Genomic DNA, 24,961 nt, shown 5'->3' with positions numbered 1-24,961 from the left:
GCTCGGACCCCAGCCTCACTCGGGGGTGCAACTGGTCGCCCAGTACCCGCGGATCTTCTTGACGACCGGCTTGCCGGTACCGGTGACCGTGACGGTGCAGTCGAGTGGTCTCTCACCCTCGTCGTCGGCCCATCTGGCCTCCACCATCACCCGGGTCTTGCCGTTGGTGCGGATGGTGGTGCTCCAGGGCAGTTTCTGGCCGTCGACGTGGATGAGGTCGCTCTCGGCGTCGAAGTACGCCAGGTCGACGACACCCGACCCGCTGAGCTGGTAGACCACCGTCACGGGTGCCGGTCCTGAGGTCGGTCGGGTGATCGGCTTCTTGCTGGGGGTGGGGGACGCGGCGGGCGGCTGCGGCGCGGTGGGCCGCTCCGGGATGATCGGCCCGCTGGTGGGCGCCGTCCAGCCGTCGTCGTCGGGGGCGATCCACGGCTCCACGGCGACCGGGTCCGGGTTTGTCTGGTCGAGCCACAGGCCAGAAACGCAGAGGCAGCCACACACCAGTAGGACGAGTGCCACGACGGCCGCGACGACGATCCCGACGATCCGCCCGCTGCTCGTGGCCGGCTTGCCGGGGACCTGCGAATACCCGGGGTAGGCGTACGGCGGCGGATAACCGGGCGGCGGCCAGCCGGTGCCGGGGGGCGGATAGCCGGTGCCGGGCGGCGGCCAGCCAGCGGTCTGCGGCTGCCCGTCGGGCGTGGGCCACCCCGCCGGCGGTGGCGATCCGGTCGACGGCAAGCCGGAGGAGTCGGGCGACCAGGGGGGCGTCTGCGGGTCGGGCGACCACGGCGTCGTGGACGGTTGTGGCGTCCACTGGCTGGCGTGCGGCGGCGGCGTCCACGGCGCGGCCGGCGGAGGTGGCGCCCAGGGGGCCTGCGGGGCCCACGGCTGGCCCGGCGCCAGCGGGTCGGGGGCCGAAGACGGAGCCGTGGACGGCGGCGCCGTCGGGTCCGGCGGAAGCGCGGGGGGAGCCGGCTCCGGAGCGGACGAGGGGGTCGGTTCGGGCGACGGCGCGTCGGACATGGCTGCTCCGGGCGGGAGTGGGTATGGGACGAACGGGCCGTGGACGGGAGCGCCAAACCCGCCGAGAGACTTCCGCACCCGAAGGCGTGTCGCAACCCCGCCCTGCGGAGCGGCTCGCGAGGGGCCTGTGACGCTCGTCCCGTTGCGGCCGCGTAGGCCCTGATCGCTCAGATTCCGTGATTGATAACCCGACTTTCGAGCAACCAACGTGAGTGAAACTGGGTTAGGCTGCGGGCCATGTGTGGAATCGTGGGATACGCGGGCGCGCGCCCCGCACTCGGCATCGTCCTCGACGGGCTGCGGCGGCTGGAATACCGTGGCTACGACTCGGCCGGCGTCGCGATCGTCTGTGACGATCAGCTGCTGACCGAGAAGAAGGCCGGCAAGCTGGCCAACCTGGAGAAGGTGCTGTCCGAGCGGGCCGCCGACGACCCGACCTCCTGCGCGGCCAGCCCGATCGGCATCGGTGACGGCACCACCGGCATCGGGCACACCCGGTGGGCCACCCACGGCGGCCCGACCGACCGCAACGCCCACCCCCACGTCGCCCCCGACGGGCGGGTCGCGGTGATCCACAACGGCATCATCGAGAACTTCGCCAAACTCCGCGCCGAGCTGGAGGCCGACGGCGTCCAGTTCACCAGCGACACCGACACCGAGTGCGCCGCGCACCTGCTCGCCGCCGCGCTGGCCGACCTGCGCGCCGCCGGCCAGCCGGACGGCCCGCAACTGCTCGCCGCCGGCATGCGCGTGGTCTGCCAGCGCCTGGAGGGCGCGTTCACGCTGCTCGCCGTGGACGCCGCCGTGCCCGGCGCGGTCGTCGGCGCCCGGCGCAACTCGCCGCTGGTGGTCGGCCGGGGCGACGGGGAGAACTACCTGGCCAGCGACGTGGCCGCATTCATCGAGCACACCCGGGAAGCGGTCGAGCTGGGCCAGGACCAGATCGTGCTGATCACCGGTGACAGCATCGAGATCACCGACTTCGAGGGCCAGCCCGCCGCCGGCCAGGACTTCCACATCGACTGGGACTCCTCGGCCGCGGAAAAGGGCGGCTACGACTGGTTCATGCTCAAGGAGATCGAGGAGCAGCCGCAGGCCATCGCCGACACGCTGCTGGGCCGGCTCACCGAGAGCGGTGAGATCGCCCTCGACGAGGTCCGCCTCAGCGACCAGGATCTGCGCGACGTCGACAAGATCTTCATCGTGGCCTGCGGCACCGCGTACCACGCCGGCATGGTCGCCAAGTACGCCATCGAGCACTGGACCCGGATCCCGTGCGAGGTGGAGCTGGCCAGCGAGTTCCGCTACCGCGACCCGGTGCTCGACCGGTCCACGCTGATCGTGGTCATCTCGCAGTCCGGCGAGACCATGGACACCCTCATGGCGCTGCGTCACGCCAAGGAGCAGAAGGCCCGGGTGCTGGCGATCTGCAACACCAACGGCTCGACGATCCCCCGCGAGTCCGACGCCGTGCTCTACACCCACGGTGGGCCGGAGATCGCCGTCGCCTCCACCAAGGCGTTCCTCACCCAGGTCGTCGCCTGCTATCTCATCGGCCTGCACCTGGCCCAGGTCCGCGGCATCAAGTTCGCCGACGAGGTGGGCGCGGTGGTCGCGCAGTTGCAGGAGATCCCCGGCAAGCTGCGGGAGCTGCTCGACCGGATCGAGCCCGTCCGCGAGCTGGCCCGGGAGCTGAAGTCCGAGCCGACGGTGCTGTTCATCGGCCGGCACGTCGGCTACCCGGTGGCCCTGGAGGGCGCGCTGAAGCTCAAGGAGCTGGCGTACATGCACGCCGAGGGCTTCGCCGCCGGTGAGCTGAAGCACGGCCCGATCGCCCTGATCGACAAGGGCACCCCGGTCATCTGCGTGGTGCCCTCGCCGGTGGGCCGGGGCATGTTGCACGACAAGGTCGTGTCCAACATCCAGGAGGTACGGGCACGGGGCGCGCGGACCATCGTGATCGCGGAGGAGGGTGACGAGGCGGTCGTCCGGTACGCCGACCACCTGATCTACGTGCCGCGTACGCCCACCCTGCTGGCCCCGCTCGTCACCACCGTCCCGTTGCAGGTGCTCGCCGCCGAGATCGCCGCCGCCCGGGGGCACGACGTGGACCAGCCCCGCAACCTGGCCAAGTCGGTCACCGTCGAGTAGGCACCCCCTCGTCCGGAACCTCGGTCGCCGCACGTCGCGGCGGCCGGGGTCTCATCGTCACCGGCCCAGCACGACACGGGCCATGCCGTCCAGCGCCGGGTTGCCCGCCTCCCAGTAGCCGGTGTGCCCGCCGCGGCCGCTGGGGAACACCCGCCCACCGAAGCCGGGATCGGCCGGGTCGTGACCGAACCACAGCTCGTGCCCCGTCCGGCCGGGCCAACCGAGCATGGCGGCGAGTGGTGCCGCGCCGAACAGTGCCCGCCGGCCCAGCTCGTCCGGCGACCGGGCGGCCCGGATCACGTCGTCGGGGGCGCTGCTCGCCCAGACCTCCCCGGGCGGCACGCCCAGCTCGGCGGCGTGCGACGCGCCGACACCGGGGGAGCCGACGAAGACCAGTGCGTCGGCGGCCAGGCCATGCTCCCGGGCGGCCACACCCACCACCAGTGACCCGTAGCTGTGCCCGAGCACCGTCTGCCGGGCCGGCGGCCCGTCGTGGCTGACGCGCAGCCCCTCCTGGAAACGGTGCAACCCCGGGCCGGCGTCCCGGGCCTGCCCCGCCGAGGCGGCCTCGTTCAGCAGATCCGGAGCGTCGTAGTCCAACCAGAGCACCGCCGCGCTGCGCTCATCCGGGGCGAGCGCGGCGCACCGCTCCAGCACGCGGGCCGCCCTGCCCAGCTCGCCGGAGGCGTCGTCCAGGCCGGCGGTCATCCCCGGCACGTAGGTCAGCACCCGGTCGGCGTGGTCCGGGTCGCCGAGCGCCACCACCGCCCGGCCCTCACCCGCCGGATCCAACCCGAGCAGGTACGCCCGCGGCGCCTCGCCGGCCGTCAGCCGGCCGACCAGCGCGTCCAGACCGGCCAGCCGCCCGGCCACCCCGCGCAACCGGATCAACGCGAGCGGTCCCGGCGGCACCTGGGACAGCAGCCGTCGCCGCTCGAGCAGCAACTCCGTACGCCAGGCGTCGAGGCGTAACCGGTTGGCCTGGTCCCGGGCGGCCACCGGCAGCCCGTCCAACCGGCCCACCAGGGCCGGCTCGCCAACGATCAGCCACCGTCGCTGCGCCGGCGTCAACCCGGACCACCAGGCGCTGACGAGCGTGGGCGCGGCACCGAGAGCCGGTCGGCCCGGCGGAGGCGGGGACGTCCAACCGGTGCCGGCGGCCCTGGCCAGCTCATCCAACCGGTCCGCGGCGACCCGGTCCGCAGCGGCTGCCCCGTCGAGCGCGGCCCGCAGGGCCGCGGCCACTCCAGCCGCGGCGACCCCGGCCCGCTCGGTGGGTCGAAGCCGGGCCGGATCGACCCGCACCGCACCCGAGCGGTCCACCAGCAGGCCGGCCGCGTCGGCCTGGGAGACCGCCTGGGAGAGCCGCGCCTTCGCCACCGCCAACCCACCGGCCAACTCCGCCAGCACCTGATCGACCTCGATCAGCGCTGGTGCGATCGAGGCCAGCTCGTCACGCAGACGGTTGAGGCGGGTGTCCGCCGCCGTGGCGGCCGGACCCGACCAACCGTCCCCCAACCGCCCGGTGGTCGCGCGCAGCTCGCCAAGACGCCGATCGAGTGGCCTGGCCAACCCCGCCCACGCCGCCCCGGCGGCCCGCCACCCACCAGGATCGACAGCCCACAGCTGTCGGTAACCGACGCTGCTCACCGAGGTAGGGAGGCGAACCGGCCGGCGGCCCGGTCGTCCACCGTCTCGTACGCGTCGGCCGCCGCCCGGACGTCGCCGGAGGTCGCCGCGACACGGTCACCCAGCCGGCGGAACCAGGCATGCCCGGCCGCCTCCAACCCGGCCAGCGCCACGCCGGCTCGCCATTCGGGGGCCGCCACCACCAGGCCGGGGAACCCCGCGAGGCCCGACGCCAACCGGCGCGCCTCGTCGTCGAGCAGGCCGGCGACCGCCCGCAACTCCTCCGGCTGCACGGCGAACGGCTCGTCGGTCATGACCACACCCCCGTGGACGATCGGTATCGACGCGCTCACGCTAGGCACGTACCGGAGGCCGCGAGGTGCCCTGTGGACAGCCGACGTCGAGGCGTACCCCGGGGCGTCCACAGGCGTTGCCCAGCGCGGGCCCGACGGCTAATCTGCGGCCTCGACCGCCGGTAGGGTGGTGTGGTGATCGTCGCTGTCGGCATCGACGTGGTCCTGGTCGACCGGTTCGCCCGGGCCCTGGCACGGACGCCGCTGCTCGCCGACCGGCTCTTCACCGAGGCCGAGCGGCACACCCGCTCCGGCGGCCCGCGCTCGCCCGAGTCGCTCGCCGCCCGGTTCGCCGCCAAGGAGGCGGTGGCCAAGGCGCTCGGCGCCCCGGCCGGGCTCAACTGGCACGACTGCGAGGTCGTGCCCGACCCGGCTGGCCGCCCCTGGTTGGCCGTCTCCGGCACTGTCGCGGCGGTGGCCGACGCGCGCGGGGTCAACCACTGGCATCTCTCGTTGTCGCACGACGGCGGGATCGCGTCGGCGATGGTGGTCGCGGAACGATGACGTCGGCCGGGAGGACCGGTCAGGTCAGCCCGCTAACTGAATGGGACACGGTGGCATGAGAGCGGTGTGGCGGGTGGCCGACGTACGGGCGGCCGAGGCGGGGTTGATGGGCAAGCTGCCGGAGGGGACGCTGATGCAGCGGGCCGCCGCCGGCCTGGCCCGACGGGCCGCGCTCCTGCTCGCCGAGCGGGGCGGCGTCTACGGGGGTCGGGTGCTGCTGCTGGTGGGCTCCGGTGACAACGGCGGCGACGCGCTGTACGCGGGGGAGCGGTTGGCCCGGCGAGGCGTCCACGTGTCCGCCCTGCTGCTCACCCCCGGGCGGGGGCACGCCGCTGGCCTGGCCGCGCTGCGAGCCGCTGGTGGCCAACTGGTCCAGGCCCCGGCCGGCCCGGTCGACCTGGTCCTCGACGGCATCGTCGGCATCGGTGGCACCGGTGGGCTGCGGGCGAACGCGGACGAGGTGGTCCAGCGCCTCGGCGAGCTGCGCGGGCGCGACGGGGGACGGGCCACGGTGCTCGCGGTCGACGTGCCCAGCGGGGTCGCGGTCGACACCGGCCACGTGCCGCTGTCCGCGTCCGGCCGGCCCACAGCGGTGCGCGCCGACGTGACGGTGGCCTTCGGCGCGCTGAAGCCCGCCCTGGTGGTCGGCCCGGCCGCCACGCTGGCCGGGCAGGTCGAGCTGGTCGACATCGGGCTGCGGCCGTGGCTGCGCGGCAGCCCGGCGCTGCGGGTCACCGAATGGTCCGACATTGTCGACTGGTGGCCCCAGCTGGGCGCGGCGTCGGAGAAGTACACCCGGGGCGTGGTGGGGGTGGCGACCGGCTCGGCGACCTACCCCGGTGCGGCGGTGCTCTCCGTAGGCGGCGCCCTGGCCGGGCCGACCGGCCTGGTCCGCTACGCCGGCAGCGCCCGAGCCGAGGTGCTGCACCAGCACCCCTCGGTGATCGCCAGCGGGCGGGTCGCCGACGCGGGCCGGGTGCAGGCCTGGGTCTGCGGCTCCGGGCTGGGCACCGGTGCCGATTCGGCGGCCGAGCTGCGCGCCGTACTGGCCGCCCCGGTGCCGGTGGTGCTCGACGCCGACGCCCTGACCCTGCTGGTGGACGGCTCGCTCGCCGACCGGCTGCGAGGTCGGGACGCGCCCATCGTGGTCACCCCGCACGACCGGGAGTTCACCCGTCTCTGCGGGGAGGAGCCGGGCGCCGACCGGGTCGGCGCCGCGTTGCGGCTGGCCGCCTGGATGAACGCGGTGGTGCTGCTCAAGGGGGATCGCACGGTGATCGGCACGCCGGACGGTCGGGCGTACGTCAATCCGACCGGCACCCCGGCGCTGGCCACCGGCGGCACCGGCGACGTGTTGGCCGGGCTGCTCGGCTCGCTGCTGGCGGCCGGGGTGCCCGCCGATCGGGCCGCCGCCTCGGCCGCGTACCTGCACGGGCTGGCCGGGCGGGAGGCGGCCCGGGGCGGGCCGGTGACCGCGCCCGACGTGGCGACCGCGCTGCGTCCGGTGCTGGCCCGGCTGGGCTGACCGGGGCGGTTCCGGGTGCGCTGACCGGATCGCCGCGGCGGGACGTGCGTCGCCGCCCGCGGTGATCACGGCGGAAAGTAGGCTGGGTGCATGTGGCAGGCCGAGGTACGCGTCGATCTTGACGCCATCCGCGAGAACGTGAGCAGGCTCCGCTCCGGCACCACCGCCGAGTTGATGGCAGTGGTGAAGGCCGACGGGTACGGCCACGGCATGCTTCCGGCCGCCCGCGCGGCGCTCGACGCCGGCGCGGACTGGCTCGGTGTCTGCACCCTCGACGAGGCCCTCACCCTGCGGCGGGCCGGGGTGACGGTGCCGGTGCTGGCCTGGCTGCTGGCCCCCGGGCTGCCGCTGCACGAGGGGGTCACCGCCGGGGTGGACCTGGGCGCGGCCAGCCTGGCGCAACTGGACGAGATGATCGAGGCGAGTCGCCTCGCCGGCCGTCCCGCCCGCCTGCACCTCAAGATCGATACGGGGCTGTCCCGGGGCGGCGCGACGGTCGCCGACTGGCCCGCGCTGCTGGACGCCGCCGCGAAGGCGCAGGCCGACGGCCTGGTCGAGGTGGTCGGCGTGTGGAGCCACTTCGTGTACGCGGACTCGCCCGGCCACCCCACCACCGACCGCCAACTGGCCGTGTTCCACGAAGCGCTGGCCATGGTCCAGCGGGCCGGGCTGCGACCGCGCTGGCGGCACCTCGCCAACTCGGCCGCCACCCTCACCCGCCCGGACACCCACTTCGACCTGGTCCGCCCCGGCCTGGCCATCTACGGGCTGTCACCGGTGGCCGGCGAGACGTACGGGTTGCGGCCCGCGATGACCGCCCGCGCCCGGGTGATGCTCACCAAGCGGGTGCCCGCCGGCACCGGCATCTCGTACGGGCACGCCTACACCACGCAGGCCGACGCGAACCTGGCCGTGGTGCCGCTCGGGTATGCCGACGGGGTTCCCCGGCACGCGTCCAACACCGGCCCGGTGCAGCTCGGCGGCGTACGCCGAACGATTTCGGGTCGGGTCTGCATGGACCAGTTCGTGCTCGACTGCGGCGACGACCCGGTGGCCGACGGCGACGTGGCGACGCTCTTCGGCAGCGGCGTCGACGGCGAACCGACGGCGGACGACTGGGCCGAGGCGGTCGGCACGATCAACTACGAGATCGTCACCCGGTTCGGCGGCACGCGGGTGCCCCGGGTCTACGACGGCGAGAAGCCATGAGTTATCGCATTCCGCGTCCGCGGACGGCCGCGGGCCGGGTAGCGGGGATCGTCGGCGCGGCGGTGGGGGTGGCCGCGGCAGGTCTGGCGGCTGGCGTCGCGACCGAGCGGACCCTGGTCCGCCGGCTCAAGGCCGATCCGGCCGACCGCTACGCGCACGAGACGTTCGGCAAGCAGCGGTACGACGAGGCGTTCCGCCTGGAGTTGCCGGACGGCACCGACATCCACGTGGAGGTGGTCGAGCCCACCCGGCCGGTGCCGGGGCACCCGACTGTGGTGCTGGTGCACGGCTTCTGCCTGGACATGGGGACGTTCCACTTCCAGCGCCAGATGCTCGCCGCCCGCGGCGACTACCGGATCGTGGCGTACGACCAGCCCGGTCACGGTCGGTCCGGCCGGCTGGAGACCGGCGAGTACGACCTCGCGGTGCTCGGCCGGACGCTACGCGAGGTGATCGACCGAACCGCCCCGGACGGGCCGCTGGTGCTGGTCGGCCACTCGATGGGCGGCATGACGATCATGGCGTTCGCCGAGCTGTTCGGAGAGCTGTTCGGTGACCGGGTGGTGGGCACGGTTCTGATGGCCACGTCGGGCGGGCTCATCGCGGAGACCAAGCTGGTCGCGCCCGCGCTGCTCGGCCGGGTCGGCGGCCCGGTGCTCTACATGGTCAGCAACGCCACCCGGTACGGCGGGCCGGTGATCGACAAGGCCCGCAAGTCGACGTCGAACGTGGCCTGGTTGCTGACCCGGAAGTACGGTTTCGGCACCCGCAAGCCCAGCCCGTCGCTGGTGTCCTACGTGGAGACGATGAACTCCCGGACGTCGGCCGACACGGTGACCCGCTACCTGCGGACCCTGGCCACCCACTCGCGCTTCCCGGCGCTGGCGGCGCTGGCGGCGACTCCGGTGCTCGTGGTGGTCGGTGACAAGGACATGATCACGCCGGTGACCCACTCCGAGGAGATCGTCCGCCGGTTGCCGCATGCCGAGTTCGTGAAGATCAAGGACAGCGGTCACGTGGTGATGTTGGAGCACGCGGACGAGGTCAACACCGCCCTGGCGCGGTTCCTGGAGTCATTGCAGAGCGTGGAGGAACGGTGAGTCACGTCGTCAAGCTGCCGACCGTCGAAGACACCCGGGACTTCGGCCGGCGGCTGGCCGGGCTGCTGCGCGCCGGCGACCTGGTGCTGTTGACCGGCCCGTTGGGTGCCGGCAAGACCGCGCTCACCCAGGGCGTCGGGGCCGGGCTCGGTGTCCTCGGGGACATCACCTCGCCGACCTTCGTGATCGCCCGGGTGCACCGTCCCGATCCGGCCCGGGGCGGCCAGGTGGCACTCGTGCACGCCGACGCGTACCGGTTGGGTGACGCCACCGACCCGCGCGCCGAGATCGACGACCTGGACCTCGACGCCTCGGTGGACGACTCGGTGACGGTGGTGGAGTGGGGCGAGGGCCTGGTGGAGCAGTTGGTCGACGCGCACCTACGGGTTCGCATCGACCGCCGCGACGACGACACCCGCATCGTCGAGCTGGACCCGGTCGGCGGTGACTGGGCCCGGCGGCTCGCCGACCTGGGCTAGGTCGGTGGCTGTCGTATCCGATGCCTAGAGTGCAGGGGACCGACCCGCGCTGTGAGAGGTTCCCGATGCCCGACGACGCCCCCGCCCTGGATCTGCTGGCCCTGCTGCCGGAGCAGTGGCGCACCGTGCTCACCCCGCACCTCGACCCGGCACGCACCGCCGAGCTTGGTGAGTTCGTCGCCCGGGAATACGCCACGCAGACGGTCTTCCCGCCGCAGGAGGATCTGTTCTCGGCATATCGGCTCTGCCCGCCGCAGGGCACCCGGGTGCTCATCCTCGGGCAGGATCCCTACCACCGGGCGGGGCAGGCTCACGGGTTGAGCTTCAGCGTTCGTGATGGTGTGACGGTGCCGCCGTCGTTGCGCAACGTCTTCAAGGAGCTGGGCGAGGACGTGGGCGTCCCCAAGCCGCGCAGCGGCAACCTCGATGGGTGGGCCGCCCAGGGAGTGCTGTTGCTCAACGCGGTGCTGACCGTCCGGCAGGCCACTCCGGGCTCGCACGCCAACGCCGGCTGGGAAGAGTTCACCGACGCGACGATCCGGGCTCTGGACGCGGCACCGGACCGGGTGGTCTTCCTGCTCTGGGGCGGCTACGCCCGCAAGAAGGCCGTGCTGGTCACCAACCCGCAGCACGTGGTGCTGGAGGCGGGTCACCCCAGCCCGATGAACCCGCGCGGCTTCCTCGGCAGCCGCCCGTTCAGCGCCGCCAACAAGGCACTCGCCGACGCCGGCCTGCCCACCATCGATTGGGAGCGCACCGCCGGCTGAGCCGCTCGTCGACGTCCTACCGCCGGGCCGGGTCGTGAGCGGATGTGGCGCAGAGACCGACGGCAGTTGTTTCAGCTGTCGCTGGCCAACTGCCGTTTCCGGTAGCGGCGTAGCAGTCCGGCGGCGCGCGGCTCGATGAGTTCCAGCTCGACGAGCGGCACCACCTGGTAGATCCTTTCGCCGTGGCGCACCTCGATCGTCTCGGGCAGTACGTCGCACATCGTGGCCCTGATCTCTCCGTACCGGGTCGACCACCGGTGTTCGCCCGGCTCCTCGGGCTCCAACCACACCCCGCCGAACTCACCCCAGCGAGCGTTCCACCGCTGCCCGTAGTTCGTCTCCAGCCAGCGGGTGAACGGTTTGGAGTCCCGCCAACGTAGGGCGATCTCCAACGCGTCGACCGGCACCGGCGCGCCCTGCAGCAACGCCGCGGTGCAACCGGTGATCACCTGTGGGAAGTCGGTGAGCCGGTCCAGCAGCCGATCCAGCCCCAACCCGTCGATCCGCTCGGCGATCGGCCGGGCGGCCAAGCCGTCGATCTGGGCGTCGAGGTGCGCGTCCAACGGCTCGACTCCGACGACCAACTGCACGTCCATCGCGGCAAAGAGCCGTTCCAGCACCGGGACGGTAGGCGCTCGCTCACCACGTTCGAATCGGGCCACCGCGGCCTGGTCTACCTCGGCCAGTGCGGCCAACTGACGCTGGCTCAGGTCGCGCAGCTGTCGTTGATACCGGGCGGCAGCACCGAGCAGGACGACAAGGCGAGTCGATGACATCCCGGCATGGTGGACCACGGGCGACATGTCCGCGATCCCGCTGCAGCAGGTCGGGGACTTGCGGCTGCCCTGCTGTACCTGCCGCCGCTCTTCGCCTCCCTCGGCGGCTGCTGGCTCTGGCCGCGATCCGCGCCCCGAAGTCGGCGAGCGGATGACCTGGAGGGACTCACTCCGATGAGCGTGATGGCTCTGAGTCATCACGATGACTCACAGACATCAGGCTTGTCAGCGGATGTGGTCCCAGCACTCGTCCCCGGCTAGGTGTCTAGGCCCGACGGCCAACCGCGCCGGGACAGCGCGCCCTCAAACCCGACAACGACGAACCAACCCCCTGAACCCGCCCAACCCCAACGCACGACCGGACCACCGCGATTCGGTTGACCATGAAGTTGTTGCCGCCGAGGACGGCGTGTCGTGACAACAACTTCATGATCAACGGCGGAGTGGGCAGAGGTGGGATGAGGCGAGGCGAGGCGGGGTGGGACGGGTCGGGGCGAAGGGCGACGGTGGGTGGCGGGGCGGGGCGTGACTGGGCGTGCTGGCGGGGCCGCTAGGCTGGCTTACCGTGCTCGTACTCGTGGTGGACAGCTCGACCCCCGCGGTCACCGCGGCGCTGGTGGAGATCTCGGCAGACGGCGTGGCGTCGCGGGCGCACCGGTGCACGGTCGACGCCCGCGCGCACGGTGAGCTGCTCGCGCCCCAGGTGGATGCGGTCCTCGCCGACGCTGACGCGCGCCCGCGTGACCTGGCGGCCATCGTCGCCGGGCTCGGCCCGGGTCCGTTCACCGGGCTACGGGTCGGCCTGGTCACCGCCGCGACGATGGGTCAGGTGCTCGGCATCCCCACGTACGGTGTCTGTTCGCTGGACGCCATCGGTCACCCGGCGGCGTCCGGCACGCCGGTCCTGGCCGCCAGCGACGCCCGGCGCAAGGAGCTCTACTGGGCCGTCTACGACGGCGCCGGCCAGCGGATCGTCGGGCCCGAGGTGTCCGCGCCGGCGGTCGCCGCCGCGCGCGCCCGCGAACTCGGCGCGACGATCGCGGTCGGTGACGGGGCGCACCGGTACGCAGAGGTCCTGGACCTGCCCGTTCGGGTCGAGCCGCGCTATCCGGAGGCGACAGTGCTGGCGTTGCTCGCCGCCGAACGGATCCGGGCGGGGGCGCCCAGTGAGCGGCTCACTCCGCTCTACCTGCGCCGCCCCGACGCGGTGGCGGCGACCGGCCGCAAACCGGTCCTGCCATGACCGCGGTACGGCTCGAACCGTTCCGCTGGTGGCACATCGACGACGTGCTGCCGATCGAGGCGGACCTCTTCGGCGCCGAGAAGTGGTCGCCCGCCATGTTCTGGAGCGAGCTCGCCAACGGGCACCACTACCGGGTCGCCGTCGACGCGGACGGGTCGGTGCTCGGCTACGCCGGGCTCGCCGGCGTTCCGCCGGACGAGGTGTGGGTCCAGAACATCGCCGTCCGCCGGGACGCCCAGCGGCGCGGCGTGGGCCGTGCCCTGCTGGAGGAGTTGCTGGCCGAGGCGGTCCGGCGCAATGCCGGCAGCACCCTGCTGGAGGTCGCCGTGGACAACGCCGCAGCTCAGCGGCTCTACGCGACGTACGGTTTCGAGCCGATCGGGGTGCGGCGCGGCTACTACCAACCGAGCAACACCGACGCGCTGGTCATGCGGCGCGACGCCGAGCCGACCGGGAACGGACCACACGACAATGGCTGACGAACCACTGATCCTGGGAATCGAGACCTCCTGCGACGAGACCGGTGTCGGCATCGTGCGCGGGCACACCCTGCTGGCCGACGCGCTCGCCTCCAGCGTCGAGGAACACGCCCGGTTCGGGGGTGTGGTGCCGGAGGTGGCCAGCCGGGCCCACCTGGAGGCCATCGTGCCGACCATGGACCGGGCCCTGACCGAGGCCGGCGTCACGCTGGCCGACATCGACGCGATCGCTGTCACCTCGGGGCCGGGGCTGGCCGGTGCGTTGCTGGTCGGCGTCGCCGCCGCCAAGGGGTACGCGGTCGCCGCCGAGAAACCCGTCTACGGCGTCAACCACCTCGCCGCCCACGTCGCGGTGGACACCCTTGAGCACGGCCCACTGCCCGAACCCGCCATCGCGCTTCTGGTGTCCGGCGGCCACTCGTCCCTCCTGCTCGTGGACGACCTGGCCCGTGGTGTCACCCCGCTCGGCGCCACCATCGACGACGCGGCCGGGGAGGCGTTCGACAAGGTCGCCCGGCTGCTCGGGTTGCCGTTCCCGGGAGGTCCGCCCATCGACCGGGAGGCCCGGGCCGGTGATGCCGCCTCGATCGCCTTCCCGCGCGGTCTGACCGCCGCGAAGGATCTCGCCGCCCACCGGTACGACTTCTCGTTCTCCGGCCTGAAGACGGCGGTGGCCCGGTGGGTCGAGGCCCGTCAGCGTGCCGGTGAGCCGGTTCCGGTGGCGGACGTGGCCGCGTCCTTCCAGGAGGCGGTCTGTGACGTCCTGACCAGCAAGGCCCTCGCCGCCTGCCGGGCGCAGGGCATCGAGACCCTGGTCATCGGTGGGGGCGTGGCGGCGAACTCGCGGCTGAGGGCGATGGCCGAGCAGCGAGCCGAGAAGTACGGCATCCGGGTCCGGGTGCCCCGGCCGAAGCTGTGCACCGACAATGGCGCGATGGTGGCCGCGCTCGGTTCGCACCTGGTCGCCGCCGGGGTCGCTCCGAGCCGACTGGACCTGCCAGCCGATTCGGCGCTGCCGTTGACCACGGTCAGCGTGTGACGGGGCGGCGGACATGATCGTGCGGATGTGGGAGGCGCGCGCCGAGGCGTACGGAGTCGCCGACCTGATCACCTGGGTGTGCGACACCGCCCTGCCGGAGTTGGAGCACGACCCGCTCCACGTCTCCAGCGAGGTCTTCTCCTCCACCGACCACCGGGTGGTGGTGATCTCCAAGTGGCGCAGCAGCCCTCGCCCGCTGCCGGACCCACCAGCCCTGTTGGTGGCCCGCGCCCCGCACTCCTGGGACTTCACCCAGGTAGACCGCTGACGCGAGCCACCGTCCAGGCCGCTGGTTGACCGGTCAGCTGCGGCGCAACATCCGGTAGGTGGCGATTCCGCCGGTGCCCAGCGCGGCGAGGAAGACCAGCCAGACGACGGTGCTGCTGACACCGACCTGCGGGCCGGAGTTGGCCGAGGCGGCGGCCAGGAGCCCGTCCTCGCCCGGGGCGGGCAGCGCGGCCGGCGGCAGCTCCGGCCAGCGGACCAGGCCGGTGCTCTCCAGCATCTGCATGTGGTGCTGGACGAACCCGTTGGCGTCCTCGCAGAGCTTGCGGACGGTGGCGTCCCGGGTGCTGGCCCGGACCGCGCCGATCACCGGGAAGATCTTGCCGTGGGCGACCCGGAGCCGGGTGACGAAGATCTGGTCGAACCGGGCGCCGGACGCCTTCTGCATCTCGGCCAGCCAGCCCTTCTGCTCGGCGGTCGGCTCGCTGGGGATCGTCGCGCCCAACTTGTTGGCCGCCTCGACCACGAGTTCGTCGAGCCTCTGGTGCTCGCTGGCGATGCCGGCGCCGATCTCCCGTACCTTCGCCGACTGGCCCTTCTCGGCGGCCATCTGACCGGCTGGCATCTCCCAGAGCCCGGCCAGGCGTACCCCGTTGAGCAGTGTCATGTCGGCGGCGTTGAGCTGCTGGCCGCCTGCGGGGGCGGCGACGGCCACACCGGGCAGGACACCGACCCCCGCGATGATCGCGATGAGCAGCATCGCTGCCCGGTGGGTCCGATTGCCCAGTCGGCGGTGGGCGGATCTGAGCGGTGCCATGTCTGTGGTGCCTCCTCGGTCCGGACCGGATCGCGTCTGGACCGGGCATCCGTCGCCTGTGCCGGTTGCCCGTCCGCCCACTGGTACGGACTGATCGCGCCATAAGTTCATCGCGAAGCGAACCGGATCAGCGGGTGACGGCCAGCGGCTCGACGTCCACACCGGACACGTGGCGGATCAGCCCACGTCGAGGGGGTCGGCGAGGAGCCGTTCGAAGGCCAGCTCGGCGGCGCCGATCAGAGGCGCGTCCGTGCCCAGCTTCGGCGTACGCAGCCGGACGTGCTCCAGGCAGGCGCCGAGCGCGTTGGAGTTGAGCCGGCTGCGGATCTGGGCCGCCGCCGCGAGGTAGAGGTCACGCATGGTGCCGCCGAAGATGACCATCTCGGGGTTGAAGACGTTCACCAGGTTGGCCACGCCGAAGCCGAGCCAGTCGCCGGCCTGGCGGACCGCCGTCTGGGCCTGGGCGTCCCCGCGGTCGGCCGCGTCGAAGACCTCCAGCAGGGCGTCACGGCCCCGGGCGTCGGAGCGTCCGGCGGCGCGCAGCAGGCCGTGCTCGCCGATCTCGGTCTCCCAGCAGCCCCGGGACCCGCACTCACAGGGTTTGCCGTCGCGGACCACCTTCATGTGACCGACCTCGCCGCCGTACCCACCGTGCCCGGTCAGCCGGCGCCCGCCGGCGATGATGCCGGCGCCCACGCCGACGTCGCCGTACAGGTAGAGAACGTTGTCACAGCCCGCAGCCACACCTCGTGCGTGCTCGGCGAACGCCGCGACGTCGGCCACGTTGCCCACGGTGACCGGCACGTCGATGCCCAACTCGTCGGCGAGGGCCGCGCCGATCGGCTCGTCCACCCAACCGGTGGTGGGGCCGAGTCGGACGAGGCCGTCGTCCCGGCGGACCATGCCGCAGACCGCGACGCCGGCACCGACGCAGATCGCGTCCGCCGGCACCAGCTGCTGCATCTCCTTGACCGCGCCGGCCAGCAGCGGCGCGGCCTCCGCGGCCAGCAGCCCGCGCGGCCGGTCCAGGTCCCGGCGGTCCAGGACCGCGCCACCCAGCCCGATCCGGGCCGCGCGTAGCCGGTCCACCTCCACCGAGTACGCGTACGCGTAGACCCGGGCCGACTCGGGCCGGACGACGAGCGACGGTCGTCCGGCCCGGCCGGTTTCCTTCGGTGCCCCTTCGCTGACCAGCCCCACTGCGGACAGGTCGGCGGTGAGCGCGCCGATGGTGCTGCGGTTGAGCCCCAGCGTGGTGGTCAGTTCGGCACGCGTGGTCGCCCCGTTGACGTGGACGTGCCGCAGCAGGGCCCCGAGGTTCTGCCGTCGGACGTCATCCTGGCTCGGTCCTGGGCGCATGCTGGCGCTACCTCCCGCGCGGTCAGCTGGTGCCGGTGGCTGCCGCGCGGCGGCGGGAGAGCGCGTCGACGCTGGCGGCGAGCAGCAGCACGACGCCCGTGACCACGTACTTGACTCCCGCGGTGTATCCCATCAGGCCCATTCCGTTCTCGATGACAGCGACCACCGCGCCGCCGAGTACGGCGTCGAGGACGCGGCCCTTGCCACCGAAGAGGCTGGTGCCGCCGATAACCGCTGCGCCGACCGCGTAGAGCAGTACGTTACTGCCCCCGGTGTTCGGGTCGACCGAGTTGGCCCGGCTGGCCGCCACGATGCCACCGATGGCGGCCATCGAGGAGCAGATCACGAAGACCGAGATCCTGATCCGGTCGACGCCGATGCCGGCCCGGCGGGCAGCTTCCCGGTTGCCGCCCACGGCGTAGATGTGCCGGCCGTAGCTGGTGCGTTGGAGCACGAAGGTCCAGATGATCAGCAGCACCGCGATGATCGGCACCACGATCGGCACACCCTTGAGTGAGCTGATCAGGACGTTGCGGCTGCGCTCCAGGTTGAGCACGTACACCGCGGTGCCGAGGATGACGGCGAGCCCGCCGATCCGCAGCGCCACCACCGCGAGCGGGTCGGTGATCAGGCCGCGGGCCACCCGCTTGCGGTGGCGCAGCAGTTGGACCGCCGCGTAGCCGATGACCGCGAGGGCGGTCAGCGCCCAGCCCAGCGTGGGGGCGAGGTTGCGGTTGGCGATGGCGATCAGCACGTCGTCGCGGACGGAGATGTTGGTGCCCTCTTTGACGAGCAGCAGCACGACGCCCTGGAAGGCGAGGAAACCGGCGAGGGTGACCACGAAGGACGGAATGCCGATCTTCGCGACGAGCATGCCGAGCGTGGTGCCGATGACCACGCCGGTGGCGACGGCGGCGAGCACGGCGACCCACCAGGGGTAGCCGAGCACGGTGACCACATTGGCCAGCACCGCCGCGCAGACACCACTGGCGAAGCCGGCGGAGAGGTCGATCTCGCCGAGCAGCAGCACGAAGACCAGGCCCATCGCGATCAGCGTGACCGCCGCGCCCTGGGTGAAGAGGTTGGCGAAGTTGCCGGCCGACAGGAACGACGACGGCCGCATGATCGCGAAGACGGTGCAGAGCACGATCAGGCCGAGGACGGCTGGTAGCGCGCCGACGTCGCCACCGCGTACCCGGCTCAGGTAGTTGCGGAAGTGGCCTCCGACGGTCGGCGTCGGTGTGACGGCGGCGGGGCCGTCCTTCCGCACGGCGGTGGTGGTCATCGGGCGCCTCCTGAGATCGAGTCGGCCGCCTGTGGGCCGTCGCCGTTGCTGCCCGGGTCGGTGGCGAGGCCGAGCCCGCCCGAGCGCCCGGCGGTGATCAGCTCGACCACCTGGGCGTGGGTGATGTCGGTGGTCTTCACCTGGGCGACCATCTGGCCGAGGTACAGCGCGGCGATCCGGTCGGAGACGGCGAAGACGTCGTTCATGTTGTGCGAGATGAGCACCACGGCCAGGCCGTTGTCGGCGAGGCGTCGCACCAGTTCGAGCACCTGGGCGGTCTGTGCCACGCCGAGCGCGGCGGTCGGCTCGTCCAGGATGACGAGCTTGCTGTTCCAGAGCACCGCCTTGGCGATGGCCACGGTCTGGCGCTGACCGCCGGAGAGGCTGGACACGTGCTGCCGGAGTGAGGTGACGGTGCGGATGGAGAGCCCCGCCAGGGTTTCGGCGGCGAGCTGTTCCATGGTCGGCTCGTCGAGGACGATGCCGCTGCGCTTCTCCCGGCCGAGGAACATGTTCTGCACGATGTCCAGGTTGTCGCAGAGCGCGAGGTCCTGGTAGACGACCTCGATGCCGAGCGTGGCGGCGTCGCGGGGGCTGCCGATGTGCACCGGTTCACCGTTGAACAGGAATTCTCCGGCGTCGGTGGGATGGATGCCGCTGATGCACTTCACCAGGGTCGACTTGCCGGCGCCGTTGTCGCCGACCAGGGCGGTCACTTCGCCCGGGTGGACGGTCAGGGCGACGTCGCGGAGCACCTGGACGGGACCGAAGCTCTTGCCGATCCCGCGGAGTTCCAGCAGGGGAGTGGCGGACACGGGGGTCTCCTTCTTAAGGGAGGGTCGGGGCCCGTCCGGCGGGCGCCGCCCGGCACGGGAGAGTGCTCCCGTGCCGGGCGGCGATGGTTGTTCCGGCGGGTACTGCGGCGTCGGTCAGCTGATGCCGGCTTCGGCACAGGCCTTGGCGTACGCCGCGGTGCAGACCTCTTCCTTGGTCACGTAGCCGTCGGCGATGACGTCCTTGACGGTGTCCTTGTAGATGGCCTTCGGGGTGAGCAGCACCGAGGGGACGTCCCGGTCACCGTCCTTGACCGTCTGGCCGGTGTCCTTCTTCTCACCCTTGGCGAGGGCGATGGCCAGCTCGGAGGCGGCGTTGGCCTCTTCCCGGACCGCCTTGTAGACGGTCATGCACTGGTCGCCGGCGAGGATGTTCTGCAGGCCCTCGGTGCTGGCGTCCTGCCCGGTCACCGGCACCTTGCCGTTGAGCTTGTTCTTCTTGAGGATCGAGATGGCCGCGTTGCCGAGACCGTCGTTGGCGGCCAGCACGCCGTCGATCTTGCCGTTGGCCTTGGTGAGCTGCTGCTCGAAGATCGTCGCGGCCTGCGCGTTGTCCCACGCCGGCACCGCGTCCTCAGGGCCCTTGACGTATTCCTTGGAGTCGAACTTCGGCTTGAGCACCGAGTCGTAGCCGGCCTTGAAGAGGGTGGCGTTGTTGTCGGTGGGGGAGCCGTTCAGGTACGCCACGACGGGGTTCTTGGCGCCCTTCTCGGTCAGGCACTTCGACAGACCCTCGCCCTGGAGCTTGCCGACGGTCTCGTTGTCGAAGCTGACGTAGTACTGGGCGGAGCCGCCGAGGGTGAGTCGGTCGTAGTCGATGGTGGCGACGCCCTGCGACTTGGCCTTGTCGAGCACGGCCTTGCCGGTGCCGGAGTCCAGGTTGACGATCATCAGGGCGGTCACGCCACCGGTGATCATCTGGTCGGCGATGGTCTGGAAGGCGGTCTTGTCGTTCTGGGCGTTCTGGATGTCGTACTGGACGCCGGCGGACTTGAACGCCTCTTCCAGGAACCGGCGGTCCGCAGTCTCCCAGCGGGCCGAGGACTTGCTGTCCGGGAGGATCACGCCGATCTTGGGGGTCTTGGCGGAGGCGGCCTTGTCGCCGGAGTCGTCGCCACAGGCGGTCAAGCCGCCGGTCGTGAGCAGGCCCACGGCGGCGATGGTGAGGATCCCCTTACGCATGTGCAGGGTCCTTTCGGAGGTGGGGGAGGTGTTGTTTTGTTGTGTCCGGCAACGTATTTCGCGTCACACCGGCTCCACAAGACCGCGCAGGTGCATAGTTTGTTGGGGGCGATAACAATTCAGCAACGCGACTGTTACTCCGCGGGTATCCCACGGGGAAGTCGACGTAACGACTGTCGTCAGTGGGTTTGCAACGGCGCGGTGCGGGCGTCGGTCAACGCCACCAGATCCGCCGCGGCCAGTTCGAGTTGCAGACCACGCCGACCAGCCGAGACGTAGATCGTCGGGAGATCCAGTGCGGATTCGTCCAGCACGGTGGGCAACCGCCGACGCTGCCCGAGCGGGCTGATCCCCCCGCGCACGTAACCGGTGGCCCGCTCGGCGACCGCCCGGTCGGCCAACGCCGCCCGCTTGCCGCCGACCGCAGCCGCGAGAGCCTTGAGATCCAACTCGCCGGTGACCGGAACGACCGCCACGGTGAGCGCGCCGTCGACGTCGGTCACCAGAGACTTGAACACGCGCTCCGGTGCCACGCCGAGCGCCACCGCCACCAACGCGCCGTAGTTCGGGGCGTCCGGTGCCACCCGGTACGGATGGGTGCGATGCGCGATGCCGCGCTTGACCAACAGTGCCGTTGCCGGCGTGCCCTGTCCCGCCACAGCGACGACGCTAGTCGACCGGCCGGCCGATCAGCACCGTCGGTGCGCCGTCGACCCGGGTGAGCACCAGACTCGCCGCCGCGTCCCCGTTCAGCCGTAGGTCCCGCCGGAGCTGCTCCGGGGTCAGCGCCGAACCGCGCTTCAGGATCTCCACGCGGCCCACCCGACGGTCGCGCAGCAGCGCCCGCAGGCGCTTGAGCGAGAACGGCAGTACGTCGGTGATCTCCAGACAGCGCGCGTACGGGGTGCGGACCGGCTGGTCGGCGTAGAGGTAGGCGATGCTCGGGTCGCCCAGGGTGGCGTCCAGTTCGCTGGCCAGTTCGGCCACGAGGTGCGCGCGCACCACCGCCGGATCCGGGTCGTACAGGTAGCGACGCGGCGGCCCGACCGGCGCCTCGGCGGCACCCGAGCCGGTGAGCTGATGGCGGCCCTGCTGGCGGTACAGGGTGGCCCGACGGGGCGCCTCCGCCAGCTCCCCGCACCAGAGCGCGGCCTCGACCAGGTCGCCGTCCACGCCGACCCACTCGGCCTCCGCACCGGCCGGGATGAGCGCGTGGTCCAGGCCCGGCGCGACCTTCACCACGGTGCGCGGCACCCGCTCGGCCAGCCCGGTGACGAAGTCCCACGGTGGCGAGTAGGCGCGCGGGTCGAAGATCCGCCGCCCGGAACCGGTGGCGCGGCGGGCCGGGTCGCAGAAGACCCCGTCGACCCCTGACACGTCGAACCCGGTCGCGTCACCGCACTCGACGGTGAACAGCTCGGCCAGCCCGGCTGCCTCGGCGTTCGCGGCGGCCATCGCCGCGGTCACCGGGTCGGCCTCCACCCCGTACACCCGGATGCCGGCGCGGGCGGCGGCCAGCGCGTCGGCCCCGAGCCCGCACCCGAGATCGGCCAGGGTGCGCACGCCGGCCGCGTGCAACCGGGCGGCCCGATGGTCGGCGACCACCCGGCGGGTGGCCTGCTCCAGGCCGGGGCGGGTGAGGAACATCCCAGCGGCGGCCGAGCCGAACTTGCCCACCGCCCGGTGGCGCAACTCGGCCTGGGTCAGCGCCGCCGCGGCCAACGTCGGCGGCACCCCGGTCGCGCGCAGCGCCGACGCCGCGACCAGTGGATCACCGCCGGCCAGGTCGGCCGCCGCAGTGAGCGCGGCCGACCCTTCAGGGGTACGCAGCGCCGCCAGCTGATCGAGATCCACCCGGACATTGTCCCGTCCGACTCGGAAAACTTGGCTGGCGGGGCGCGACGCGCTGGCACTCTCCTTGACGGAGTGCTAGCCACGGAATAACCTGCGATTAGCACTCTCACCCTGAGGGTGCCAGCTTCCGGGTCTCACGACCCGGGTGCGCACGCCAGGCGGACCGGCACCCGCGACGACGGCACCGCCCGGTGGCATGAGGCAGATTGACGCTGGTCAGCCCCGCTGGCCAGCAACGAAACCAGTACCCCAGGAGGGTATGCCCGTGACTACCGCGACCAAGGTTGCGATCAAGCCGCTCGAGGACCGCATCGTGGTCCAGGCGAACGAGGCTGAGACCACCACGGCGTCGGGCATCGTGATCCCCGACACCGCCAAGGAGAAGCCGCAGGAGGGCACCGTCCTCGCTGTGGGCCCGGGGCGCGTCGACGACAACGGCAACCGGGTTCCGGTTGACGTGCAGGTCGGCGACACCGTCCTTTACTCGAAGTACGGCGGCACCGAGGTCAAGTACGCCGGCGAGGAGTACCTGGTGCTCTCCGCCCGCGACGTCCTCGCGGTCATCGAGAAGTAAGCAACCGATCAGTGCCACTGCCCCGGTCCGGCTCGCCGGGCCGGGGCAATGGCGCTTCGAAGGGACATTCATGGCGAAGATCCTGAGCTTCTCGGACGACGCCCGGCACCTGCTGGAGCACGGTGTCAACGCCCTCGCGGACGCGGTCAAGGTCACCCTCGGCCCGCGCGGGCGCAACGTCGTCCTGGACAAGAAATTCGGTGCGCCGACGATCACCAACGATGGTGTGACCATCGCCAAGGAGATCGAGCTCACCAACCCGTACGAGAACCTTGGCGCGCAGCTGGTCAAGGAGGTGGCGACCAAGACCAACGACGTCGCCGGCGACGGCACCACCACCGCGACCGTGCTGGCCCAGGCGATGGTTCGCGAGGGTCTGCGCAACGTGACCGCCGGGACCAACCCGGCCGGCCTCAAGCGGGGCATCGACGCGGCGGCCACGAAGGTCTCCGAGGCGCTGCTCGGCAAGGCCGCCGAGGTCACCAGCAAGGAGTCGATCGCGAACGTGGCGACGATCTCCGCGCAGGACTCCACGATCGGCGACCTGATCGCCGAGGCGATGGAGCGCGTCGGCCGCGACGGTGTCATCACCGTCGAGGAAGGCTCGATGCTCACCACCGAACTGGACGTGACCGAGGGTCTCCAGTTCGACAAGGGCTTCATCTCGCCGAACTTCGTCACCGACCTGGAGGGTCAGGAGTCCGTCCTCGAGGACGCGTACATCCTGGTCACCACCCAGAAGATCTCGGCGATCGAGGAGCTGCTGCCGCTGCTGGAGAAGGTCCTGCAGAACAGCAAGCCCCTGCTGATCATCGCCGAGGACGTGGACGGCCAGGCGCTCTCCACCCTGGTGGTCAACTCGCTGCGCAAGACCCTCAAGGTCTGCGCGGTCAAGGCCCCGGGCTTCGGTGACCGGCGCAAGGCGATGCTCCAGGACATCGCGATCTCCACGGGCGCCGAGCTGGTCGCCCCGGAGCTGGGCTACAAGCTCGACCAGGTCGGCCTGGAGGTGCTCGGCACCGCCCGGCGCGTCGTGGTCGACAAGGAGAACACCACGATCGTCGACGGCGGTGGCCAGAAGGCCGACGTCACCGACCGGGTCGCCCAGATCCGCAAGGAGATCGAGGCCTCCGACTCCGACTGGGACCGGGAGAAGCTGGCCGAGCGGCTGGCGAAGCTCTCCGGTGGCATCGCCGTCATCAAGGCCGGCGCGGCGACCGAGGTCGAGATGAAGGAGCGCAAGCACCGCATCGAGGACGCCATCGCGGCGACCAAGGCCGCGGTCGAGGAGGGCACCGTGCCCGGCGGCGGCGCCGCCCTGGTGCAGATCCTCTCGGTGCTCGACGATGACCTGGGCTTCACCGGTGACGAGAAGGTCGGCGTCTCGGTCGTGCGCAAGGCGCTCGTCGAGCCGCTGCGCTGGATCGCCCAGAACGCCGGTCACGACGGCTACGTCGTGACGCAGAAGGTCGCCGACCTCACCTGGGGCAACGGCCTCGACGCCGCCAAGGGCGAGTACGTCGACCTGGTCAAGGCCGGCATCATCGACCCGGTGAAGGTGACCCGCAACGCGGTCACCAACGCCGCCTCGATCGCCGGTCTGCTGCTCACTACGGAGAGCCTCGTGGTGGACAAGCCGGAGCAGGCCGAGCCGGCCGCCGCCGGCGGGCACGGCCACGGCCACCAGCACGGCCCGGGCTTCTGATCCGGTAGCGACACCCGTTCCGGGGCGCACCGCCGTAAGGCGGTGCGTCCCGGAACGTTTCTGCGGTCGGCCAGGTCATTACCGAACGCTGACGTTGTTGGCGACCGGGCAAGATGATCGCGCACACTGGGCCGATGAGCACCACGTCACGGCGGTACGCCGCGCTGGCCGGAATCACCGCCGCCGCCGTCGCGATCGGGATCGCCGAACCGGTCGCGGTGTTGACCGGTCCCCGGTCGGCGCCCCTGGTCGCGGTCGGCGGGGTCATCGTCGACGCCGTCCCCGAGTCGCTGAAGCAACTCGCCATCGACCTCTTCGGCACCGCCGACAAGATCGCGCTGCTGGTCGGCACGGCCGTGTTGCTGGGAGGCTTCGCCGCCCTCTTCGGCGTACTGGCGGTCCGTCGACTGGCACTCGGCCTGGCCGGCATCGCGGCGTTCGGCGCCATCGGCGTGGCAGCCGCGTTGACCCGCTCCGGTGCTGACCTCGCCGACGCGCTGCCGTCCCTGGTCGGCGCCGGTCTCGGCGCCCTGGTGCTCTGGCTGTTCATCGACGGACCATTCGAGCTGAACCCCTGGTCCTGGTCACCACCCACACCGCCCGCCGGCCCTGGGTCGCCGGCTGGTCCCGGGTCGCCGGCTGGCCCCGGGTCGCCGGCTGGCCCTGGGTCGCCGGCTGGCCGGGTGTCGGCCCCGGGTCTCGGGTCGCAGGCTGGGTCGGGGTCGGCCGCTCGTCCCGAGTCGCAGGCTGGGCCGGGGTCGGGGTCGCCCGGAGAGCCGGTGCCGGTGTCCCCGGCAGGGCCGGTGCCGGTTACTCCCGCCGGGCTTACGGCGGTCGAGTCGACCGG

The 24,961-nt window shown here is 72.1% G+C and carries 24 protein-coding genes and 1 pseudogene; 14 read left to right on the top strand and 11 right to left on the bottom strand.

Features of this window, described 5'->3' with window-relative positions; genetic code table 11:
- Positions 1-15: 15 nt before the first annotated feature.
- The gene (locus tag ACZ6NZ_RS13975) at positions 16-741 is read right to left on the bottom strand and encodes an MmpS family transport accessory protein (protein ID WP_465858535.1); all 726 of its coding nucleotides are present in this window, start codon (positions 739-741) and stop codon (positions 16-18) included.
- A gap of 522 nt (positions 742-1,263) precedes the next feature.
- Here ACZ6NZ_RS13975 and glmS point away from each other — a divergent pair.
- A complete protein-coding gene (glmS, locus tag ACZ6NZ_RS13970; protein WP_366612121.1) occupies positions 1,264-3,177 on the top strand; it encodes a glutamine--fructose-6-phosphate transaminase (isomerizing) in 1,914 nt (637 codons plus the stop codon).
- A gap of 57 nt (positions 3,178-3,234) precedes the next feature.
- On the opposite strand, the gene ACZ6NZ_RS13965 is transcribed toward glmS, so the two are convergent.
- Both ACZ6NZ_RS13965 and ACZ6NZ_RS13960 read right to left on the bottom strand, forming a co-directional pair.
- On the bottom strand, positions 3,235-4,827 hold the full coding sequence (locus ACZ6NZ_RS13965; protein WP_465858534.1) for an alpha/beta hydrolase: 1,593 nt from the start codon (positions 4,825-4,827) through the stop codon (positions 3,235-3,237).
- Positions 4,824-5,120 (bottom strand): hypothetical protein, encoded by a 297-nt coding sequence (locus tag ACZ6NZ_RS13960; RefSeq protein WP_465858533.1) that lies wholly within the window; start codon positions 5,118-5,120, stop codon positions 4,824-4,826. Before ACZ6NZ_RS13960 ends, ACZ6NZ_RS13965 begins: the two co-directional genes overlap by 4 nt.
- Before the next feature lie 174 nt (positions 5,121-5,294).
- Here ACZ6NZ_RS13960 and ACZ6NZ_RS13955 point away from each other — a divergent pair, with 174 nt between their 5' ends.
- The 6 genes from ACZ6NZ_RS13955 (at position 5,295) to ung (ending at position 10,743) form a co-directional block, all read left to right on the top strand.
- Positions 5,295-5,663 (top strand): holo-ACP synthase, encoded by a 369-nt coding sequence (locus ACZ6NZ_RS13955; RefSeq protein WP_465858532.1) that lies wholly within the window; start codon positions 5,295-5,297, stop codon positions 5,661-5,663.
- A 55-nt stretch (positions 5,664-5,718) separates the two neighbouring features.
- Positions 5,719-7,188, top strand: a complete 1,470-nt coding sequence (locus tag ACZ6NZ_RS13950) for an NAD(P)H-hydrate dehydratase (RefSeq protein ID WP_465858531.1) — start codon at positions 5,719-5,721, stop codon at positions 7,186-7,188.
- 90 nt (positions 7,189-7,278) lie between these two features.
- Positions 7,279-8,397: an alanine racemase gene (alr, locus tag ACZ6NZ_RS13945; RefSeq protein WP_465858530.1), complete on the top strand. Its 1,119-nt coding sequence runs from the start codon at positions 7,279-7,281 to the stop codon at positions 8,395-8,397.
- Positions 8,394-9,497, top strand: a complete 1,104-nt coding sequence (locus ACZ6NZ_RS13940; RefSeq protein WP_465858529.1) for an alpha/beta fold hydrolase — start codon at positions 8,394-8,396, stop codon at positions 9,495-9,497. The genes alr and ACZ6NZ_RS13940 overlap by 4 nt, the downstream gene beginning before the upstream one ends.
- Positions 9,494-9,976 carry a tRNA (adenosine(37)-N6)-threonylcarbamoyltransferase complex ATPase subunit type 1 TsaE gene (gene tsaE, locus ACZ6NZ_RS13935; RefSeq protein WP_465858528.1) on the top strand — a complete coding sequence of 161 codons (483 nt, stop codon included), beginning with the start codon at positions 9,494-9,496 and terminating at the stop codon, positions 9,974-9,976. The genes ACZ6NZ_RS13940 and tsaE overlap by 4 nt, the downstream gene beginning before the upstream one ends.
- Positions 9,977-10,041: 65 nt before the next feature.
- On the top strand, positions 10,042-10,743 hold the full coding sequence (gene ung / locus ACZ6NZ_RS13930; protein WP_465858527.1) for a uracil-DNA glycosylase: 702 nt from the start codon (positions 10,042-10,044) through the stop codon (positions 10,741-10,743).
- 71 nt (positions 10,744-10,814) lie between these two features.
- On the opposite strand, the gene ACZ6NZ_RS13925 is transcribed toward ung, so the two are convergent.
- Positions 10,815-11,519 carry a helix-turn-helix domain-containing protein gene (locus ACZ6NZ_RS13925; protein WP_465858526.1) on the bottom strand — a complete coding sequence of 235 codons (705 nt, stop codon included), beginning with the start codon at positions 11,517-11,519 and terminating at the stop codon, positions 10,815-10,817.
- A gap of 565 nt (positions 11,520-12,084) precedes the next feature.
- Here ACZ6NZ_RS13925 and tsaB point away from each other — a divergent pair.
- The 4 genes from tsaB to ACZ6NZ_RS13905 are packed head-to-tail and all read left to right on the top strand — an operon-like array spanning position 12,085 to position 14,548.
- The gene (gene tsaB, locus ACZ6NZ_RS13920) at positions 12,085-12,762 is read left to right on the top strand and encodes a tRNA (adenosine(37)-N6)-threonylcarbamoyltransferase complex dimerization subunit type 1 TsaB (RefSeq protein WP_465858525.1); all 678 of its coding nucleotides are present in this window, start codon (positions 12,085-12,087) and stop codon (positions 12,760-12,762) included.
- Positions 12,759-13,241 (top strand): ribosomal protein S18-alanine N-acetyltransferase, encoded by a 483-nt coding sequence (rimI, locus tag ACZ6NZ_RS13915; protein ID WP_465858524.1) that lies wholly within the window; start codon positions 12,759-12,761, stop codon positions 13,239-13,241. Before tsaB ends, rimI begins: the two co-directional genes overlap by 4 nt.
- Positions 13,234-14,280, top strand: coding sequence for a tRNA (adenosine(37)-N6)-threonylcarbamoyltransferase complex transferase subunit TsaD (gene tsaD / locus ACZ6NZ_RS13910; protein WP_366612102.1), 1,047 nt, complete (start codon positions 13,234-13,236; stop codon positions 14,278-14,280). The genes rimI and tsaD overlap by 8 nt, the downstream gene beginning before the upstream one ends.
- 13 nt (positions 14,281-14,293) lie before the next feature.
- Positions 14,294-14,548 (top strand): hypothetical protein, encoded by a 255-nt coding sequence (locus ACZ6NZ_RS13905; RefSeq protein ID WP_039906914.1) that lies wholly within the window; start codon positions 14,294-14,296, stop codon positions 14,546-14,548.
- A 33-nt stretch (positions 14,549-14,581) separates the two neighbouring features.
- On the opposite strand, the gene ACZ6NZ_RS13900 is transcribed toward ACZ6NZ_RS13905, so the two are convergent.
- The 7 genes from ACZ6NZ_RS13900 to ACZ6NZ_RS13870 all read right to left on the bottom strand — a co-directional run bounded on the left by ACZ6NZ_RS13900 (position 14,582) and on the right by ACZ6NZ_RS13870 (position 21,835).
- Positions 14,582-15,322 (bottom strand): DUF4142 domain-containing protein, encoded by a 741-nt coding sequence (locus ACZ6NZ_RS13900; protein WP_278141660.1) that lies wholly within the window; start codon positions 15,320-15,322, stop codon positions 14,582-14,584.
- Between the two features lie 177 nt (positions 15,323-15,499).
- Positions 15,500-16,681, bottom strand: a complete 1,182-nt coding sequence (locus tag ACZ6NZ_RS13895) for an ROK family protein (RefSeq protein ID WP_366612098.1) — start codon at positions 16,679-16,681, stop codon at positions 15,500-15,502.
- Positions 16,682-16,703: 22 nt separating this feature from the next.
- A complete protein-coding gene (locus ACZ6NZ_RS13890; protein ID WP_366612096.1) occupies positions 16,704-17,966 on the bottom strand; it encodes a sugar ABC transporter permease in 1,263 nt (420 codons plus the stop codon).
- The gene (locus ACZ6NZ_RS13885; protein WP_366612094.1) at positions 17,963-18,781 is read right to left on the bottom strand and encodes an ATP-binding cassette domain-containing protein; all 819 of its coding nucleotides are present in this window, start codon (positions 18,779-18,781) and stop codon (positions 17,963-17,965) included. The genes ACZ6NZ_RS13890 and ACZ6NZ_RS13885 overlap by 4 nt, the downstream gene beginning before the upstream one ends.
- A gap of 114 nt (positions 18,782-18,895) precedes the next feature.
- On the bottom strand, positions 18,896-19,981 hold the full coding sequence (locus ACZ6NZ_RS13880; RefSeq protein WP_465858523.1) for a sugar ABC transporter substrate-binding protein: 1,086 nt from the start codon (positions 19,979-19,981) through the stop codon (positions 18,896-18,898).
- Positions 19,982-20,160: 179 nt separating this feature from the next.
- Positions 20,161-20,640 (bottom strand): Cys-tRNA(Pro) deacylase, encoded by a 480-nt coding sequence (gene ybaK, locus ACZ6NZ_RS13875; protein WP_465858522.1) that lies wholly within the window; start codon positions 20,638-20,640, stop codon positions 20,161-20,163.
- A gap of 10 nt (positions 20,641-20,650) precedes the next feature.
- Entirely contained in the window at positions 20,651-21,835 is a 1,185-nt protein-coding gene (locus ACZ6NZ_RS13870) for a THUMP-like domain-containing protein (RefSeq protein ID WP_465858521.1), read from the bottom strand.
- A 259-nt stretch (positions 21,836-22,094) separates the two neighbouring features.
- On the opposite strand from ACZ6NZ_RS13870, the gene groES reads away from it, so the two are divergent.
- The 3 genes and pseudogenes from groES to ACZ6NZ_RS13855 all read left to right on the top strand — a co-directional run.
- Positions 22,095-22,409 carry a co-chaperone GroES gene (gene groES / locus ACZ6NZ_RS13865; protein WP_030330046.1) on the top strand — a complete coding sequence of 105 codons (315 nt, stop codon included), beginning with the start codon at positions 22,095-22,097 and terminating at the stop codon, positions 22,407-22,409.
- A gap of 70 nt (positions 22,410-22,479) precedes the next feature.
- Positions 22,480-24,114 (top strand): chaperonin GroEL, encoded by a 1,635-nt coding sequence (gene groL, locus ACZ6NZ_RS13860; RefSeq protein WP_366612088.1) that lies wholly within the window; start codon positions 22,480-22,482, stop codon positions 24,112-24,114.
- A gap of 134 nt (positions 24,115-24,248) precedes the next feature.
- Positions 24,249-24,869 (top strand): annotated as a pseudogene (locus ACZ6NZ_RS13855) (molybdopterin-binding oxidoreductase); the annotation flags it as partial.
- Between the last annotated feature and the right edge of the window lie 92 nt (positions 24,870-24,961).

This window comes from Micromonospora sp. NPDC047756, assembly GCF_055587245.1.
Note: the sequence above shows the minus strand (reverse complement) of the source record. Positions and strands in the feature narration are given on the sequence as shown.

Excerpts from the sequence above, each read along its gene's own strand:
- glmS (WP_366612121.1), top strand. The coding sequence starts at position 1,264 with ATGTGTGGAATCGTGGGATACGCGGGCGCGCGCCCCGCACTCGGCATC.
- ACZ6NZ_RS13960 (WP_465858533.1), bottom strand. The coding sequence starts at position 5,120 with ATGACCGACGAGCCGTTCGCCGTGCAGCCGGAGGAGTTGCGGGCGGTC.
- ACZ6NZ_RS13950 (WP_465858531.1), top strand. The coding sequence starts at position 5,719 with ATGAGAGCGGTGTGGCGGGTGGCCGACGTACGGGCGGCCGAGGCGGGG.
- alr (WP_465858530.1), top strand. The coding sequence starts at position 7,279 with ATGTGGCAGGCCGAGGTACGCGTCGATCTTGACGCCATCCGCGAGAAC.
- ACZ6NZ_RS13940 (WP_465858529.1), top strand. The coding sequence starts at position 8,394 with ATGAGTTATCGCATTCCGCGTCCGCGGACGGCCGCGGGCCGGGTAGCG.
- ung (WP_465858527.1), top strand. The coding sequence starts at position 10,042 with ATGCCCGACGACGCCCCCGCCCTGGATCTGCTGGCCCTGCTGCCGGAG.
- ACZ6NZ_RS13925 (WP_465858526.1), bottom strand. The coding sequence starts at position 11,519 with ATGTCATCGACTCGCCTTGTCGTCCTGCTCGGTGCTGCCGCCCGGTAT.
- rimI (WP_465858524.1), top strand. The coding sequence starts at position 12,759 with ATGACCGCGGTACGGCTCGAACCGTTCCGCTGGTGGCACATCGACGAC.
- tsaD (WP_366612102.1), top strand. The coding sequence starts at position 13,234 with ATGGCTGACGAACCACTGATCCTGGGAATCGAGACCTCCTGCGACGAG.
- ACZ6NZ_RS13905 (WP_039906914.1), top strand. The coding sequence starts at position 14,294 with ATGATCGTGCGGATGTGGGAGGCGCGCGCCGAGGCGTACGGAGTCGCC.
- ACZ6NZ_RS13900 (WP_278141660.1), bottom strand. The coding sequence starts at position 15,322 with ATGGCACCGCTCAGATCCGCCCACCGCCGACTGGGCAATCGGACCCAC.
- ACZ6NZ_RS13895 (WP_366612098.1), bottom strand. The coding sequence starts at position 16,681 with ATGCGCCCAGGACCGAGCCAGGATGACGTCCGACGGCAGAACCTCGGG.
- ACZ6NZ_RS13890 (WP_366612096.1), bottom strand. The coding sequence starts at position 17,966 with ATGACCACCACCGCCGTGCGGAAGGACGGCCCCGCCGCCGTCACACCG.
- ACZ6NZ_RS13880 (WP_465858523.1), bottom strand. The coding sequence starts at position 19,981 with ATGCGTAAGGGGATCCTCACCATCGCCGCCGTGGGCCTGCTCACGACC.
- groES (WP_030330046.1), top strand. The coding sequence starts at position 22,095 with ATGCCCGTGACTACCGCGACCAAGGTTGCGATCAAGCCGCTCGAGGAC.
- groL (WP_366612088.1), top strand. The coding sequence starts at position 22,480 with ATGGCGAAGATCCTGAGCTTCTCGGACGACGCCCGGCACCTGCTGGAG.